The 14,551-nt window shown below is 66.8% G+C and carries 14 protein-coding genes; 10 read left to right on the top strand and 4 right to left on the bottom strand.

The window, feature by feature from the left end:
• Positions 1 to 19: 19 nt before the first annotated feature.
• Both AC0MAZ_RS13360 and AC0MAZ_RS13355 read right to left on the bottom strand, forming a co-directional pair.
• Positions 20 to 1,090 carry a C45 family autoproteolytic acyltransferase/hydolase gene (locus AC0MAZ_RS13360; protein WP_475858131.1) on the bottom strand — a complete coding sequence of 357 codons (1,071 nt, stop codon included), beginning with the start codon at positions 1,088 to 1,090 and terminating at the stop codon, positions 20 to 22.
• Between the two features lie 100 nt (positions 1,091 to 1,190).
• On the bottom strand, positions 1,191 to 2,108 hold the full coding sequence (locus tag AC0MAZ_RS13355; protein ID WP_475858129.1) for a LysR family transcriptional regulator: 918 nt from the start codon (positions 2,106 to 2,108) through the stop codon (positions 1,191 to 1,193).
• A 186-nt stretch (positions 2,109 to 2,294) separates the two neighbouring features.
• Between AC0MAZ_RS13355 and AC0MAZ_RS13350 the strand changes: the two genes are divergently transcribed.
• Complete coding sequence (locus AC0MAZ_RS13350; protein ID WP_475858127.1) at positions 2,295 to 4,016, top strand: amidohydrolase; 1,722 nt, start codon at positions 2,295 to 2,297, stop codon at positions 4,014 to 4,016.
• Positions 4,017 to 4,040: 24 nt separating this feature from the next.
• Here the strand turns inward: AC0MAZ_RS13350 and AC0MAZ_RS13345 are convergent, their stop codons facing one another.
• Positions 4,041 to 4,616 (bottom strand): hypothetical protein, encoded by a 576-nt coding sequence (locus tag AC0MAZ_RS13345; protein WP_110739648.1) that lies wholly within the window; start codon positions 4,614 to 4,616, stop codon positions 4,041 to 4,043.
• Positions 4,617 to 4,758: 142 nt separating this feature from the next.
• Between AC0MAZ_RS13345 and AC0MAZ_RS13340 the strand changes: the two genes are divergently transcribed.
• From AC0MAZ_RS13340 to AC0MAZ_RS13300, 9 genes are all read left to right on the top strand, one after another.
• Entirely contained in the window at positions 4,759 to 5,217 is a 459-nt protein-coding gene (locus tag AC0MAZ_RS13340; RefSeq protein WP_475858125.1) for a GNAT family N-acetyltransferase, read from the top strand.
• A 260-nt stretch (positions 5,218 to 5,477) separates the two neighbouring features.
• Positions 5,478 to 6,980, top strand: a complete 1,503-nt coding sequence (gene proP / locus AC0MAZ_RS13335) for a glycine betaine/L-proline transporter ProP (protein WP_203647303.1) — start codon at positions 5,478 to 5,480, stop codon at positions 6,978 to 6,980.
• 148 nt (positions 6,981 to 7,128) lie between these two features.
• On the top strand, positions 7,129 to 7,584 hold the full coding sequence (locus AC0MAZ_RS13330) for a (2Fe-2S)-binding protein (RefSeq protein WP_203647304.1): 456 nt from the start codon (positions 7,129 to 7,131) through the stop codon (positions 7,582 to 7,584).
• Complete coding sequence (locus tag AC0MAZ_RS13325; protein ID WP_232856913.1) at positions 7,584 to 9,827, top strand: xanthine dehydrogenase family protein molybdopterin-binding subunit; 2,244 nt, start codon at positions 7,584 to 7,586, stop codon at positions 9,825 to 9,827. Before AC0MAZ_RS13330 ends, AC0MAZ_RS13325 begins: the two co-directional genes overlap by 1 nt.
• 17 nt (positions 9,828 to 9,844) lie before the next feature.
• Complete coding sequence (locus tag AC0MAZ_RS13320) at positions 9,845 to 11,179, top strand: c-type cytochrome (protein ID WP_475858122.1); 1,335 nt, start codon at positions 9,845 to 9,847, stop codon at positions 11,177 to 11,179.
• A gap of 216 nt (positions 11,180 to 11,395) precedes the next feature.
• The gene (locus tag AC0MAZ_RS13315; protein WP_267813872.1) at positions 11,396 to 12,412 is read left to right on the top strand and encodes an XdhC family protein; all 1,017 of its coding nucleotides are present in this window, start codon (positions 11,396 to 11,398) and stop codon (positions 12,410 to 12,412) included.
• A 205-nt stretch (positions 12,413 to 12,617) separates the two neighbouring features.
• On the top strand, positions 12,618 to 13,199 hold the full coding sequence (locus AC0MAZ_RS13310) for a hypothetical protein (protein WP_203647308.1): 582 nt from the start codon (positions 12,618 to 12,620) through the stop codon (positions 13,197 to 13,199).
• 65 nt (positions 13,200 to 13,264) lie between these two features.
• Positions 13,265 to 13,819, top strand: a complete 555-nt coding sequence (locus tag AC0MAZ_RS13305; protein ID WP_232856920.1) for a lipocalin family protein — start codon at positions 13,265 to 13,267, stop codon at positions 13,817 to 13,819.
• A 58-nt stretch (positions 13,820 to 13,877) separates the two neighbouring features.
• Positions 13,878 to 14,183: an NIPSNAP family protein gene (locus AC0MAZ_RS13300; RefSeq protein WP_232856921.1), complete on the top strand. Its 306-nt coding sequence runs from the start codon at positions 13,878 to 13,880 to the stop codon at positions 14,181 to 14,183.
• 60 nt (positions 14,184 to 14,243) lie between these two features.
• On the opposite strand, the gene AC0MAZ_RS13295 is transcribed toward AC0MAZ_RS13300, so the two are convergent.
• The gene (locus AC0MAZ_RS13295; RefSeq protein WP_203647311.1) at positions 14,244 to 14,510 is read right to left on the bottom strand and encodes a hypothetical protein; all 267 of its coding nucleotides are present in this window, start codon (positions 14,508 to 14,510) and stop codon (positions 14,244 to 14,246) included.
• Positions 14,511 to 14,551 lie beyond the last annotated feature (41 nt).

Below are 14,551 nucleotides of genomic sequence, written 5' to 3'. Positions count from 1 at the left end.
TCTCGTGATGCGGATGGGCTCAGAAACGTTGGCAGCCGGCCTTGGCCAGTTGTAGCGGGGTGCCGGCGACGTAGTCGAGATGGCCGTGCTCGGTGTCGATGGCCACGCTGAGCAGGGTTTCCCAGCGCTCGGTGTCGGGCAGCGCCAGGTCCGGATGGAAGCAGATCGGCGCGGCATCGCCCGCAGCGCCGCACATGGCCTCGGCACGGGCACGCGGGTCGGCGCTGGTCATCTGGCCGACCACCTGTTGCAGATGGGCCAGCCGGCCCTCGGTCTCGGCCCGGTCGGCGACCTGCTCACCGGTACTGAGCTGCGGGTCGAGGAAATGGTTGGTGTGCAACAGCCAGCCATCCTCGCGGGGCAGCACCAGCGCCGTGCGCTCGGGACTCAGCTCGATGCTCACCGCACGTGGGCTGCGGTCCTCGCGGGAGAACACAGTGAGCACGGTGGAGGCGCTGACCCGCGCCGAACGGGCCAGTTCGATGGCCTCGTCGACACTGCGAGCCTCCTCCAGCAGCCGTCGGGCGATGGCATGCACCGGCACGCCGCCAGCGGTGTTGTCGCTGCGGTGGTGGAGGATGTTGAAGTGCAGGCCCAGGCCCGCGCTGTTGACCCCCAGCTTGGCCAGCATGCCGAACTCGCAGAACAGCTTGACCGCCAGGCCCTGGCGGCTGCGCAGGGCCAGCATCAGGCCATGGGGGCACAGGCTGTCGTGCCAGTCCCAGGTCTGCAGGGTCTGCGGCGCACGCGGGCCACGGGGGGCGTGCACGGTGGTGGAGCATTCGCTGTGGCGGGTGCGTGCCGCCAGCACCTCGGTGCGGGCGTTGAGGCTCGCCAACTGCCACAACGGCAGGCCGCTGCCACTGGCCAGGCCGGCGATTTCCGCCGCCAGGTCCGGGCTCCAGGCTTCTAGGGCGGCCAGGCTGTTCTCGCCGATGCGCTGCGCTTCGCCCAGCGTCACGCCGACTCGGGTAAAGAAGTCCAGGTACAGCTGGGTGGTCTCGCCGATCTGCCCGGCGAAGCGCTCGCCGACCTGACGGCCGCGGGCATGGGGATCGAGGGTATCGGTGACGCAGGTATGAATCTTCACGGCGGCTTTCCTGATGGGACGCAAGCGGCAAGCCTAGCGGCGAGGCCCCACCCCGATCATCGCCAGGCCCCGCACAACTTTTGTGCCCGCCAGGAAAAACTCAGGCGCGCAGGCCCTGACCGCGCAAGTGCTCATGCAACAGGGCGATGAATGCCTGCACCTTGCGCGTATTGCGCCGATGCGGCAGGTACAGCACATGCACCCAGGGACCGAACGCGCTCAGCGCCCGCCAGTAATCAGGCATCACCTCCAGCAGTTGCCCATTGGCCAGGTAGGGTGCCGCGCACCAGGTGGGGATGAACTGCAGCCCCTGGCCATCGAGCAGGCAGGCCAGCAGGAAGTCGAAGTTGTCGCTGACCAGCCTGGCCGTCGGCTGGCGCACGCGCTGGGTCTGGCCCTCGTGCTCGATCCACCAGAAGCTGCGGTTGAGCAACGGGTGGCGCAGCAGCAGCCAGTCATGCTGGGCGTAGTTGTCCAGGTTGATGACCTCGCCGCGTCGGGCCAGGTAGTCCGGGCTGGCGCACAGGATCACGCGGTTCTCGATCAGCGGCTGGACGATCAGCTCGGGCTGGTCGGTGGGACCGTCGCGCAGCGACAGGTCGTAGCCGCCGTCGATCAGGTCCTCGTTGGCATCGTTGAGGTTCACCTCCAGGCGCACCTGCGGGTGCTCGCGCATGAAGCGGCAGCACACCTGGTTGAGAAAGGCCGGGCCGAACGACGGTGGTGCGGTGATGCGCAAGGTGCCGCGCAGTTCATGCTGCAACTGCTCCACTTCCTCGGTGACCCGCTGCAGGTGCATCAAGGCCTGTCGCGCGCCTTCCAGATAGAGGGTGCCGGCTTCGGTCAGCGCCATGCGCCGGGTGGTGCGCTCGAACAGGCGCACCCCCAGCTCGGCTTCCAGATGGGCGACGGCCTTGGTGATGGCCGACGGCGTCTTGCCCAACTGCTCGGCGGCACGGCTGAAGCTGCCGTGCTCGGCGGCGGCAACGAAGATGGTCAGGGCCGTCATTTTGTCCATGGTTGCTTCCTGGTTGGCACACGTGGGGCGCCGTGGAGTATCCATGGATTCATGCGCAGGCGGCAATCGATGGGGAGCAGCAAGCACTCTTTCCAGAACGCGAATAAAGTTGTGCCTGCCGTGCCGTTTAAACACCCTTCCCGCTTGGCTAGCCTGCCGCCTCCCCCATCAAGCACGAGGCATCGCATGAAGCAGTTCCTGAAGATCGCGCTTGGCGCCGGCCTGGCCTGCGCCGCCCTGCCCGGCTTCGCCGCCGTCGACCTGATCCTGCACAACGCCAAGGTCTACACCGCCGAGCCGGGCCAGCCACTGCAGCAAGCCGTGGCGGTGGAGGGCGAGAAGATCGTCGCGGTGGGCTCCGACCAGGCCGTGCTGCGCCTGAAGGTCGATGGCACGCGGACCATCGACCTGGGCGGCAAGGTGCTGATGCCCGGCCTGCTCGACTCCCACTCCCATGCCATCAAGGGTGGCCTGCAGCTGGAGTTGGCCGACCTGGCCGGTGTGCAGATCCCCCTCGACGCGCTGGAACAACGCCTGCGCCAGTGGCGTGAGGACGGCAAGGCACGACGCGGCGAGTTCCTCAGCGTCGGCGGCTTGCCGCCAACCTACTGGGACGACCTGGCCGCGCTCGAGCAGCGCTTCAACCAGGGCGAGTGGGCCGACCAACCGATCCTGTTCGCCGCCAACGACATGCACACCGGCTGGGCCAACCGCGCCATGCTCGCCCATGCCGGCATCGATGCGGCGAAGATCGCCGCCCTGCCAGCCGTGGCCCGCAACACCATCGGCCAGCACTCGGACGGCACGCCGAACGGCTTTCTCGTCGACGCCGGGCTGTACCCGGTCACCGACCTGCTGCCGGCACTGACCCACGACACACTGATGAGCGCCGGGCGCCAGGCCCTGGCGCACTATCGAAGCCTGGGCGTCACCGGCTGGATGGACCCGCTGGCCAACGAGCTGCCCGGTGCCGACGTACACAACGATTCGCTCGGCGTGCTGCCGGTGTACAGGGCCCTTGCCCTGCGCGGCGAACTGACCGCCCATGTGGCCGCGCTGCTGATGGCCGATTCCAAAGCCCGTCCGGCCGACCTGGATGAGCTGGACAAGGTGCGCCGGCAGTTCCTCGGCGTACCCAACCTCACCCTGCCCGGCATCAAGGTGTTCGCCGATGGCGTCGCCGAGATGCCGGCGCAGAGCGCGGCGATGCTCGAGCCTTACCGCAACTCGGGGCAGCACGGCGAACTGCTGCTGGACCCGGCGCACTTCGGCGAACTGGTGAGCGCCGCCGACGCCCGTGGCTGGCTGGTGCATGTGCACGCCATCGGCGACCGCGCCGTGCGCGCGGCGCTCGACGGCGTGGCCCAGGCCCGCCGTGATCGCGCCAGCGGCATCGCGCACTCGATCACCCACCTGCAGATGGTCAACCCGAAAGAGTACGCACGCTTCAAGCAGCTGGACGTGATCGCCTCGATGCAGTTGTACTGGGCCAGCGCCGACGAGGCCAATCTGGAGCTGGTCAAACCCTACGTCGATGCCATGGCCTTCCTGCACACCTTCCCGGCGCACTCGCTGCTTGCCCATGGCGCCACCATCGCCGGCGCCAGCGACTGGCCGATCAGCACCCCTGATCCCTGGCAGGCCATCTACCAGGCCATCAGCCGCGTCGGCCCCAAGGGCGTGCTCAACGCCGCCGAGGCCCTCGACCGCGAGACGATGCTCCAGGCCTATACCCTCAACGCCGCCCGGGCCATGCGCCTGGAACGGCAGATCGGTTCGCTCAAGGCCGGCAAACAGGCCGACATGATCGTACTCGACCGCGATATCTTCAGTGTCGCACCCCAGGCGCTGCGCGACACCCAGGTGCTGCAGACCTGGTTTGCCGGAAAACCCATCTACACACGTTGAGCCAGCTTGCGCGGGTCGGGTCGATCAACCGTCCATGCTCTTGGTCAATGCTTCGCTGCCCTTGGGCGGGTAGACCACCTCCCGGGTATCGAGGTCACGAATCTCGGAGGTGATGGTGATGGTCATCGTCTCTCGCCCGGGCGGGCCGTTGATGGCATCGACGGTGTCGAAATCGACGATGTAGCGCTTGCCTGCACGGAACTCGACGTCGCGCGCGGTGAAACCGCATTTGCCGCCACCGGTGCCCAGCGCGTTCATCGAGGCCCAGCACCAGCTCAGCGAGTGCTTGCCCGGCGTCAGCCGCAGCGCCTGCTTGCCCGCGATATCGAGGATCGAGCGGCGCCCGGCCCCCTCGAGCAACTGGTCATCGACATGGGTGGCCAGCAGCAGGCGATGGAACGGCACGCCCAGGGCGCGGTAGCGGATGGTGGCGAAGTACACGACCGGCGCGTCGGCCTGGTTGCCGGACAGATCATAGGGCGTCATCGTCTCAGGCGCCCAGTCACCCTGGTACTCCTTGTAGTGGTAGTTGGAGCAGGCTCCGAGCAGGGCGGCCAGTGACAGGGCGACAACCGATTTGAGGCAGGACGACAGACGCATGGTTCTTCCTTGATGAATGCGGGTGCAAGGATAGCGGCTGCGCAGGCAAAAAATCAAAATGCCATCACCCTCGTCGATCATGCACAGCAGTGTATGCTTCGCGCAAAGGTCCGCCCCTCCTGCCCCTGAAAAGGACATCGTCATGCGCCGCCTGGACTGGCTGAAACACCACATGGCCCACAGCGACACCCTCGCCCAGTGGCTGCACCAACAGTTCCACTATGAATACGCGAACGTGCCGCTGCCCGACTGGCAACGCGAGTTCGCCGAAGGCCAGCACAACGGGCAATGGCAATGCCTGGTCGCCCTGGACGGCAACCGCCTGCTGGGCAGTGCGGCCCTGGCCAGCGATGACCTGCCCGGGCGCAGCGACCTCGGTCCCTGGCTGGCCTGCGTGTTCGTCGCCCCAGAGGCGCGTGGGCAAGGCCTGGCGGAGCAACTGATCGAAGGTATCTGCGAGCATGCCCGCAGCAACGGAGTTGCCACGCTCTACCTGCATACCCATGACCAGGATGCGTATTACGCCAAGCGCGGCTGGACGCACATGGAACCGTTCGAGGCCTGGGGGCATAGCCATTGGTTGATGTGTCGCACGCTCTGACCAGCGCCGTCCTCAAGCCATGCGCCCTCCCCTGTGTAGGAGCGGCCTTGCGCCGCGAAAGGGCTGCAAGGCAGCCCCAGGATCTCAGCGCAGACGCATAATTCGCCGGGGCCGCTTTGCGGCCCTTTCGCGGCACAAGGCCGCTCCTACAGGGACGCAAATGACACCGCAGGGAATTATTTAGCGCGCCGTTGTATCTGACCCTAGGTACAAGGCTGGCCAAACCATGGCCATGCCCCAAGCCTCAAGGACAACGGCCCATGAAATCACGCAGGAAACCCGTCAAACCCATCGGTTTGAAGGACATCACCATCGTCGACGACGCCAAGATGCGCAAGGCCATCACCGCCGCCGCCCTGGGCAATGCCATGGAGTGGTTCGACTTCGGTGTCTACGGCTTCGTCGCCTATGCCCTGGGCAAGGTGTTCTTCCCCAACGCCAGCCCCGGCGTGCAGATGATCGCGGCCCTGGCCACCTTCTCCGTGCCATTCCTGATCCGCCCGCTGGGCGGGCTGTTCTTCGGCGCCCTGGGCGACCGCTACGGACGCCAAAAGGTGCTGGCCGCGACCATCGTGATCATGTCGCTGAGCACCTTCGCCATCGGCCTGATCCCCTCCTACGCCAGCATCGGCATCTGGGCGCCGATCCTGCTGTTGCTGGCGAAGATGGCCCAGGGCTTCTCGGTGGGCGGCGAATACACCGGCGCGTCGATCTTCGTCGCCGAGTACGCCCCGGACCGCAAGCGCGGCTTTCTCGGCAGCTGGCTGGACTTCGGCTCGATCGCCGGCTTCGTCCTCGGCGCCGGGGTGGTGGTGCTGATCTCGACGGTGCTCGGCGAGGAGCAGTTCCTCGAATGGGGCTGGCGCCTGCCGTTCTTCCTGGCCCTGCCGCTGGGCCTGATCGGCCTGTACCTGCGCCATGCACTGGAGGAAACCCCGGCGTTCCAGCAGCACGTCGACAAGCTTGAGCAAGGCGACCGCGAAGGCCTGGCCAGCGGCCCGAAAGTGTCGTTCAAGGAAGTCGCCACCCAGCACTGGCGCAGCCTCCTGACCTGCATCGGCGTGGTGATCGCCACCAACGTCACCTACTACATGCTGCTCACCTACATGCCCAGCTACCTCTCGCACAACCTGCACTACAGCGAGGACCACGGTGTGCTGATCATCATCGCGATCATGGTCGGCATGCTCTTCGTGCAGCCGATCATCGGCCTGCTCAGCGACAAGTGGGGACGCAAGCCGTTCATCATCATTGGCAGCGTCGGCCTGTTCCTGCTGGCGATCCCGGCGTTCATGCTGATCACCAGCGGCAAGCTGGCGGTGATCTTCGCCGGCCTGTTGATTCTCGCCGTGCTGCTGAACTTCTTCATCGGCGTGATGGCCTCGACCCTGCCGGCGATGTTCCCCACCCATATCCGCTACAGCGCCCTGGCCAGCGCCTTCAACATCTCGGTGCTGATCGCCGGCCTCACCCCGACCCTGGCCGCCTGGCTGGTGGAGACCACCGACAACCTGTACATGCCGGCCTACTACCTGATGGTCATCGCCGTGATCGGCCTGCTCACCGGCCTGACCATGAAGGAGACCGCCAACCGCCCGCTGCGCGGCGCCGCCCCGGCCGCCTCGGATATCGAGGAAGCCCGCGAGCTGCTGCAGGAGCACCACGACAACATCGAGCAGAAGATCGAGGACATCGACGCACAGATCGCCGAGCTCGAGGCCCGGCGCCAGACCCTCGCGCAACAGCATCCGCGCATCGATTGAGGCTACTTGCGCATTCCGCCGGATTGCTTGCCTGATCCTCTGAATCTGTGGGGTGTATCGGTTGCGCAATGGGCCCCTGTGCTAGCGTTTCTGGATTGGGGAACAGCGTATTCCCCGCTTCCACAACCGATGATCAGCAGGTGAGCCCATGGAACTACGAATCAACCAGCAGACCTACCAGGTCGAGGCTGACGCCGACACGCCCTTGCTCTGGGTGATCCGCGACGACCTGGGCCTGACCGGCACCAAGTATGGCTGCGGCCTGGCCCAGTGCGGCGCCTGCTCGGTGCTGGTGGACGGCAACGTGGTGCGCGCCTGCGTCACCCCGGTGGCCGGCGTGGTCGGCCGCGAGGTCACCACCATCGAGGCCATCGAAAACGACGCGGTTGGCAAGCGCGTGGTCGCCGCCTGGGTCGAGCACCAGGTGGCCCAGTGCGGCTACTGCCAGTCCGGCCAGGTGATGGCGGCCACCGCGCTGCTCAAGCACACGCCCAAGCCCAGCGCTGCGCAGATCGACGCGGCCATGGTCAACCTGTGCCGCTGCGGCACCTACAACGCCATCCATGCCGCCGTGCACGATCTCGCCGAAGGGGGTAAAGCCTGATGAGCACACGCATCGATACCCCCGAAGACTTGCTGAAACTGCCAGCAGGCGAAACCGTCAACCTGTCGCGCCGGCGCTTTTTGGTCGGCACCACCGTGGGCGCGCTGGTGCTCGGCTTCGGCCTGCCAGTGGGTGCACCACGCGTACAGGCCGCCAGCGCCACGGAGCGCGGTACCCAGGTGCCGGCTTTCCTGGAGCTGCGCCCGGACGGCAGCGTGCGTCTGCTCAGCCCATTCATGGAGGGTGGGCAAGGCGTCAACACCGCCATGGCGCAGATCGTCGGCGAGGAGCTGGACCTCGAGCCTGCCCGTTTCCTGGTCGAAAGCGCGCCCGCCGGCGAAGCCTACGTGGTCATGGAAAACGGCCTGCGCATCACCGGCGGCAGCATGTCGGTGCGCATGAGCTACCCGACCATGCGCCGCCTCGGCGCCCTGGCCCGGGCCATGCTGCTGCAAGCCGGCGCCCAGCAGTTGGGCGTGCCGGTGAGCGAGCTGACCACCGAGCCGGGCAAGGTGGTGCATGCCGCTTCGGGCCGTTCGCTCGGCTACGGTGAACTGGCCGAAACGGCCATGGACCTGCCGGTGCCGGACCCCGCCAGCGTCACCTTGCGCGACCCCAGCCAGTTCCGCTGGATAGGCAAGCCAGTACAGCGCCTCGACGCCTACGACAAGTCCACCGGCAAGGCCATCTACAGCATCGACATCAAGGTCGACGGCATGCTCCACGCCGCCGTGCAGCATGCGCCGCGCCTGGGCATGAGCGTCGGCGGACTGCGCAACGAGGAACAGGTCAAGGCCATGAAGGGCGTGCATTCGGTGCACCAGCTGCCCGGCGCGGTGGCGGTGGTCGCCGAACGCTGGTGGCACGCCAAGCGCGCGGTCGAAGCGCTGCAGGTGGACTGGAAGGAGGCGGCTGCCGACAGCCAGGTGCGGCCAATGCCCGCCGATTTTTCCACTGACGGCTGGCGCGACCACCTGGCCGCCCAGACCGGGCCGAGCCGCGACGAGGAAAACCAGGGCGACGTAGCGGGCGCCCTGGCCAGCGCCAAGACCACCGTCGAGGCCACCTACCACAACCAGTACCTCAACCATGCTCAGCTGGAACCGCCCTCCGCCACCGCCCGTTTCAACCCCGACGGCAGCCTGGAGGTGTGGCTGCCGAACCAGGCCCAGGACATGTTCCGCGACGACATCGCCAAGCGCACCGGCCTGGACCCTGCGCGGATCACCCTGCACTCGCCACTGCTCGGCGGCTTCTTCGGCCGCCACTTCCTGTACGACTCGGCCAACCCCTACCCGCAGGCCATCGCCCTGGCCAAGGCCGTGGGCCGGCCGGTGAAACTGATCTGGAGCCGCGAAGAGGAGTTCCTGCGCGATGCCATGCGCCCCATGGCCGTGGTCAAGTTCCGCGCCGGCCTGGACGACAAAGGCCTGCCGGTGGCCATCGAGGCGATCAGCGCCACCGAAGGTCCGACCGAGGCGCTCGCCGGCAAGCAGGGTGACAAGGTCGACCCCACCGCCCTCGAAGGGCTGTCGGGCAAGGCCTACGCCATCGCCAACAAGCGCATTGCGCAGATCTACGTCAAAGGCCCGGCCATGCTCGGCTACTGGCGCTCGGTGGGCAACTCGCTGAACGACTTCTTCTACGAGTCGTTCCTCGATGAACTGGCCGACAAGGGCGGCCATGACCCCTACGAGCTGCGCCTGCAACTGCTGCAGGGCAACCCTCGCCTGACCACCCTGCTGCAGGCGGTGGCGGAATTGTCCGGCGGCTGGAAACGCGGCCCGTTCACCGCCGAGGACGGCAGCAAGCGCGCCCGTGGCGTGGCCATGGCCTCGCCGTTCGGCTCGGAGGCGGCGGTGATCGCCGAGGTATCGCTGGAGGGCGGCCAGGTCAGGGTGCACGACATCTGGCAGGCCATCGACCCAGGCAGCATCGTCAACCCGGCGATCATCGAAGCCCAGGTCAACGGCGCGGTGTCCCTCGGCTTGTCCCAGGTGCTGCTGGAGGAAGCGGTGTGGCTCAACGGCATGCCACGGGCGCGCAACTATGACCTGTACCCGGTGCTGCCGCCATCGCGCATGGCCCGGGTGCATGTGCGCATCGTCGAGAGCGGGGCGAAGATGGGCGGTATCGGTGAGCCACCGCTGCCGGCGGTGGCGCCCGCGGTGGCCAACGCCGTGGCGCAGCTCACCGGCCAGCGCGTGCGCAGCATGCCCCTGAGCCGCCATACCTTCAGCTGACACGACAAGGACAGCCCATGAACAACAGCCGATTCGCAAGAACCGCAGGCTGGCTGGCCTTGCCGTGCCTGGTCGCGGCAGGCCTGCTGGCCTGGTACGTCAGCCGCGAGCCCGCCTCGCCCTTCAGCGCCACCGACAGCGCCGACGCCGCCCTGGTCAGCCGTGGCGAGTACGTCGCCCGGCTCAGCGACTGCGTGGCCTGCCACAGCCTGCCGGGCAAGGCACCGTTTGCCGGCGGCCTGGAAATGGCCACGCCGCTGGGCGCCATCCATGCCACCAATATCACCCCGGACCGCGAGCACGGCATCGGCGCCTACAGCCTGGCCGACTTCGACCGCGCGGTGCGCCAGGGCGTCGCGCCGGGTGGGCGACGGCTGTACCCGGCCATGCCCTACCCGTCCTACGTCAAGCTCAGCGACGACGATGTGCGGGCGCTCTATGCGTTCTTCATGAAGGGCGTGCAGCCGGCCGCCGAGGCCAATGTCCCCAGCGACATTCCCTGGCCGCTGAACCTGCGCTGGCCCATCGCCCTGTGGAACGGCCTGTTCGCGCCGACCAGCGCCTATGCGCAGAAGGCCGACCAGGACCCGCTGTGGAATCGCGGCGCCTACATCGTCCAGGGCCCCGGCCACTGCGGCAGTTGCCACACACCTCGGGGCCTGGCCTTCAACGAGAAGGCCCTGGACGAGAGCGGCGCACCGTTCCTCGCCGGCGCCCTGCTCGATGGCTGGTACGCGCCGAGCCTGCGCCAGGACCACAACACCGGACTCGGGCGCTGGAGCGAGCCGGAGATGGTGCAGTTCCTCAAGACCGGACGAAACAAGCACGCGGTGGTGTACGGCTCGATGACCGAGGCGTTCAACAACTCCACGCAGTTCATGAGCGACGACGACCTGAACGCGATCGCCCGCTACCTCAAGTCGCTGCCCGGCGACCCGGGGCGTGACGGCGCACCCTGGCAGTATCAGGCGGTAGCCGCGGGGCCCGACACGCCGGGGGCGCATACCTACGCGACCCGCTGCGCCAGCTGCCATGGCCTGGACGGCAAGGGCCAGGCCGAGTGGATGCCGCCGCTGGCGGGCGCCACCTCGATGCTGGCCGCGGAAAATGCCTCGGCGATCAACATCACCCTCAACGGCTCGCAGCGCATCGTCGCCGCCGGGGTGCCGGATGCCTACCGCATGCCGGCGTTCCGCGAGCAGTTATCGGACCAGGAGATCGCCCAGGTGCTGAGCTTCGCCCGCAGTGCGTGGGGCAATCACGGCGGCGCGGTAGAGGCCAAGGCGGTGGGCGCGTTGCGCGGGCATACCGACCCGGCCAGCAGCAGCCCGATCATCCTGCATATGCGCTGAGCAGCGCTGTGGGAGCGGGTTCACCCGCGAAGCCGGTGACACGGTGGATGGCACCGGCTCTGCCGGTGTTCGCGGGTAAACCCGCTCCCACAGGGATCGCGCCAGATTCTAAAAATTGAGCAAGACAGTTGCTCCCACAGGGATCGTGTCAGCTTTTAGACATTGAGCAAGACCGTTGCTCCCACAGGCACTCGGCAACACGAGGTTTCATACACCATGGAAAGCATCGACCTGCTGGTCCTGCGCACCACCCATGACTGGCTCCAGGCCGGCCACCGCGTGCTGCTCGCCACCGTCGCCCGCACCTGGGGCTCGTCGCCGCGTCCGGTCGGTTCGATGATGGCCCTGCGCAACGACGGTCGGGTGGTCGGCAGTGTATCCGGCGGTTGCATCGAGGACGACCTGATCCACCGCTACACCACCGCCTACGGCGGCCCCGGCCTGCCCGAAGGGGCACCCGAGGTGATCCGCTACGGCATCAGCGCCGACGACGCCCACCGCTTTGGCCTGCCGTGCGGCGGCACGCTGGAGCTGATCCTCGAATTCATGCCCGCCGCCGCCTCGCTGCGACAACTGCTGGAGCAGCTCGACAGCGGCCAGCTGATGCGTCGCCAACTGACCCTGGCCGACGGCGCGGTCAACCTCGAACCCACCGCCACCCCGGAACAGTTCCGTTTCGACGGCCGGCAGATGACCAACACCCTCGGCCCCGGCTACCGCATGCTGCTGATCGGCGCTGGCGCGCTGGCCGAGTACCTGGCGACCATGGCCCTGTTCAACGGCTTCAGGGTGGCGGTGTGCGACCCTCGGCCCGAGCACATGGCCACCTGGTCGGTCGCCGGCGTCGAATACCTGAAGGGCATGCCGGACGATGTGGTACGCGACTTCAAGGCCGACCTGCGCACCTGCATCATCGCCGTCAGCCACGATCCCAAGCTCGACGACCTGGCGCTGCTAGAGGCCCTGCATGGTCCGGCATTCTACATCGGCGCCATCGGCTCGCGACGTAACAGCCAGCTGCGCCGCGAACGGCTGATCGAGCACTTCGGCGAAACCGAGCAGTCGCTCGAACGGCTGCATGGGCCCATTGGCATCTACATCGGCAGCAAGACCCCGGCGGAAATCGCGGTGAGCGTGATGGCCGAAGTACTGGCGGCGAAGAACGCCGTGAGCTTGCCGGGGGCGGTGAGTGTGTCCAAGGCCAAGCGCGAGCGTGATCATCAACCTTTGTAGTGCCTGAACCGGCCTCATCGCGGGGCAAGTCGCATCGGCGCACCGCCGCTCCCACGACCGTCAGAGCGGCGCCAACGTGGGAGCGGCGGTGCGCCGATGCGACTTGCCCCGCGATGAGGCCAGCATTGGCCACACACCTGCCAACCAGTGTCTATGCTTCTTCTCGCATACACCCACCGGTATCGACCACAAGGAAGACAGGCCAATGACTGCCACCCTCGCACGCGCTGTTGCTTTCGCCTCGCTAGTGTCCGCCGCCAGCCTCACCGCCCACGCCGCCGAACTGCCCATCGCCAGCGAAGCGCTGGAAAGCCATGTCACCACTGAAGTGACCAGGATCGACCTGCCCAACCGCCAGGTCACGGTGAAGGGTCCCCACGACAAGGACGTGACCTTCCAGCTCACCGAACAGGCCAAGGCCCTGCCCAATCTCAAGGTGGGCGATCAGGTCGATATCAAAGTGACCCGTGCCATCGCCTATGTGCTCAACACCAATGTCGGCGGCGCTCCCAAGGCCTCCGAGGAATCGGGCACCATCCGCGCCACCAAGGACAACCCCAACCCGGGTGGCGAGGCGTTCCGTCAGGTCAAGGTCACCTCGCAGATCAAGAAGATCGACCTGAACACCCACGAAGTCACACTGCTGCCACCGGAAGGCAAGCTGCAGGTGGTCAAGGTCGAGGACCCCGAACTGCAGGCACGCATGAAGAATCTCAAGCTCGACCAGACCGTAGAAGCCATCTATACCGAAGTGCTGAGCGTGGAGACCTCACGCCCAGCCCAGTAAAACCTTTGGCCGGCCCGCGCATCGAACATCATGTGAGCCCTTCCCCCCCCTTCAGGAGGTTTCCCATGGCGATGCGCCTGGCCGTGCCGTTTTGCTGCTGCCTCACCCTCGTGCTCATGGGCTGCACCAGCGCCCGCGATGAGCCGCCGCCCACCACGCAGCAGGTCGAACTGCAGCGCTACCAGGGCACCTGGTACGAACTGGCGCGCCTGCCGATGTTCTTCCAGCGCCACTGCGTGCAGTCCGAGGCCCATTACGGCCTGCGCGAGGACGGCCGTATCGACGTGACCAATCGCTGCCTGGAGCAGGACGGCCAGTGGAACGAAGCCCTAGGCGTCGCCGAGCCGCAGGTGGCCGGACGCACCGACAAGCTCTGGGTACGCTTCGACAACTGGCTCAGCCGCCTGGCACCGAACCTGACAAAGGGCGAGTATTGGGTGCTCTACCACGACCCGGACTATCGCGTGGCACTGGTCGGCCACCCGAACCGCGAGTACCTGTGGCTGCTGTCGCGCTCAGCGACCGTCAGCGCCCAGACCCGAGAACAGCTGCTGGAGCTGGCACGCCGGCAGGGCTATCCCACCGACCAACTGATCTGGCGACAACCAGCCCCCCAGTGACGGCCGCCATCCGCCCCTGTAAGGTGAGCCACCCGGCTCACCCGAAGGATTGCGTGCAATGATCACCTGCCACCTCAAGTACATCATCGACCCCTACCAGATCCCGGCCTTCGAGGCCTACGGCAAGCTGTGGATCGGCCTGGTCAACCGCATGGGCGGCACCCACCACGGCTACTTCCTGCCCAGCGAAGGCGCCAACAATGTTGCCTACGCCCTGTTCAGCTTCCCCAGCCTGGCCGCCTACGAGCAGTACCGCACAGCCTCGGAAACCGATCCGCAGTGCATCGCCGCCTTCGCCCTGGCCAACGAGCAACGCTTCATCCTCAGCTACGAACGCAACTTCCTGCGGCCAGTGCTCGATTGACCTTCACAGGCCTGCGAAAACCTGACACGCATCACCGGCGTGCAGGCCCAGCGCAGGGTTTCAATAACGCGCTTTCGGCTGCCAACCCTGCAGGGTCTCGATGAAACTGTCCAAAGGCAGGCGCAGCGCAGGCCAGTCCTCCCTGTAGTGGTGTTCGATCACCACGGCGTCCTCTTCGAAGGCAACGTGGTAGGCGTTGCCGCTGTAGGCCTCCACCACTCGGTTGCGACGTGCGGCCAGGGCCTTCTCGAGCAAATGCTCAAGTGCCACGGCCGTCACCTCGTCGTCGAGAAACTGCTGCAGGCCTGGGGGGCGGGGATTGGACATGAGCAGGCTCCTTTGCCAGGGATACGGAAGAGCCGGGCATG

It is taken from the genome of Pseudomonas sp. A, from assembly GCF_056270345.1.
Note: the sequence above shows the minus strand (reverse complement) of the source record. Positions and strands in the feature narration are given on the sequence as shown.

Coding starts and splice junctions, on each gene's coding strand:
- AC0MAZ_RS13355 (WP_475858129.1), bottom strand. CDS start 2,108: ATGGACAAAATGACGGCCCTGACCATCTTCGTTGCCGCCGCCGAGCAC.
- AC0MAZ_RS13350 (WP_475858127.1), top strand. CDS start 2,295: ATGAAGCAGTTCCTGAAGATCGCGCTTGGCGCCGGCCTGGCCTGCGCC.
- AC0MAZ_RS13345 (WP_110739648.1), bottom strand. CDS start 4,616: ATGCGTCTGTCGTCCTGCCTCAAATCGGTTGTCGCCCTGTCACTGGCC.
- AC0MAZ_RS13340 (WP_475858125.1), top strand. CDS start 4,759: ATGCGCCGCCTGGACTGGCTGAAACACCACATGGCCCACAGCGACACC.
- proP (WP_203647303.1), top strand. CDS start 5,478: ATGAAATCACGCAGGAAACCCGTCAAACCCATCGGTTTGAAGGACATC.
- AC0MAZ_RS13330 (WP_203647304.1), top strand. CDS start 7,129: ATGGAACTACGAATCAACCAGCAGACCTACCAGGTCGAGGCTGACGCC.
- AC0MAZ_RS13325 (WP_232856913.1), top strand. CDS start 7,584: ATGAGCACACGCATCGATACCCCCGAAGACTTGCTGAAACTGCCAGCA.
- AC0MAZ_RS13320 (WP_475858122.1), top strand. CDS start 9,845: ATGAACAACAGCCGATTCGCAAGAACCGCAGGCTGGCTGGCCTTGCCG.
- AC0MAZ_RS13315 (WP_267813872.1), top strand. CDS start 11,396: ATGGAAAGCATCGACCTGCTGGTCCTGCGCACCACCCATGACTGGCTC.
- AC0MAZ_RS13310 (WP_203647308.1), top strand. CDS start 12,618: ATGACTGCCACCCTCGCACGCGCTGTTGCTTTCGCCTCGCTAGTGTCC.
- AC0MAZ_RS13305 (WP_232856920.1), top strand. CDS start 13,265: ATGGCGATGCGCCTGGCCGTGCCGTTTTGCTGCTGCCTCACCCTCGTG.
- AC0MAZ_RS13300 (WP_232856921.1), top strand. CDS start 13,878: ATGATCACCTGCCACCTCAAGTACATCATCGACCCCTACCAGATCCCG.
- AC0MAZ_RS13295 (WP_203647311.1), bottom strand. CDS start 14,510: ATGTCCAATCCCCGCCCCCCAGGCCTGCAGCAGTTTCTCGACGACGAG.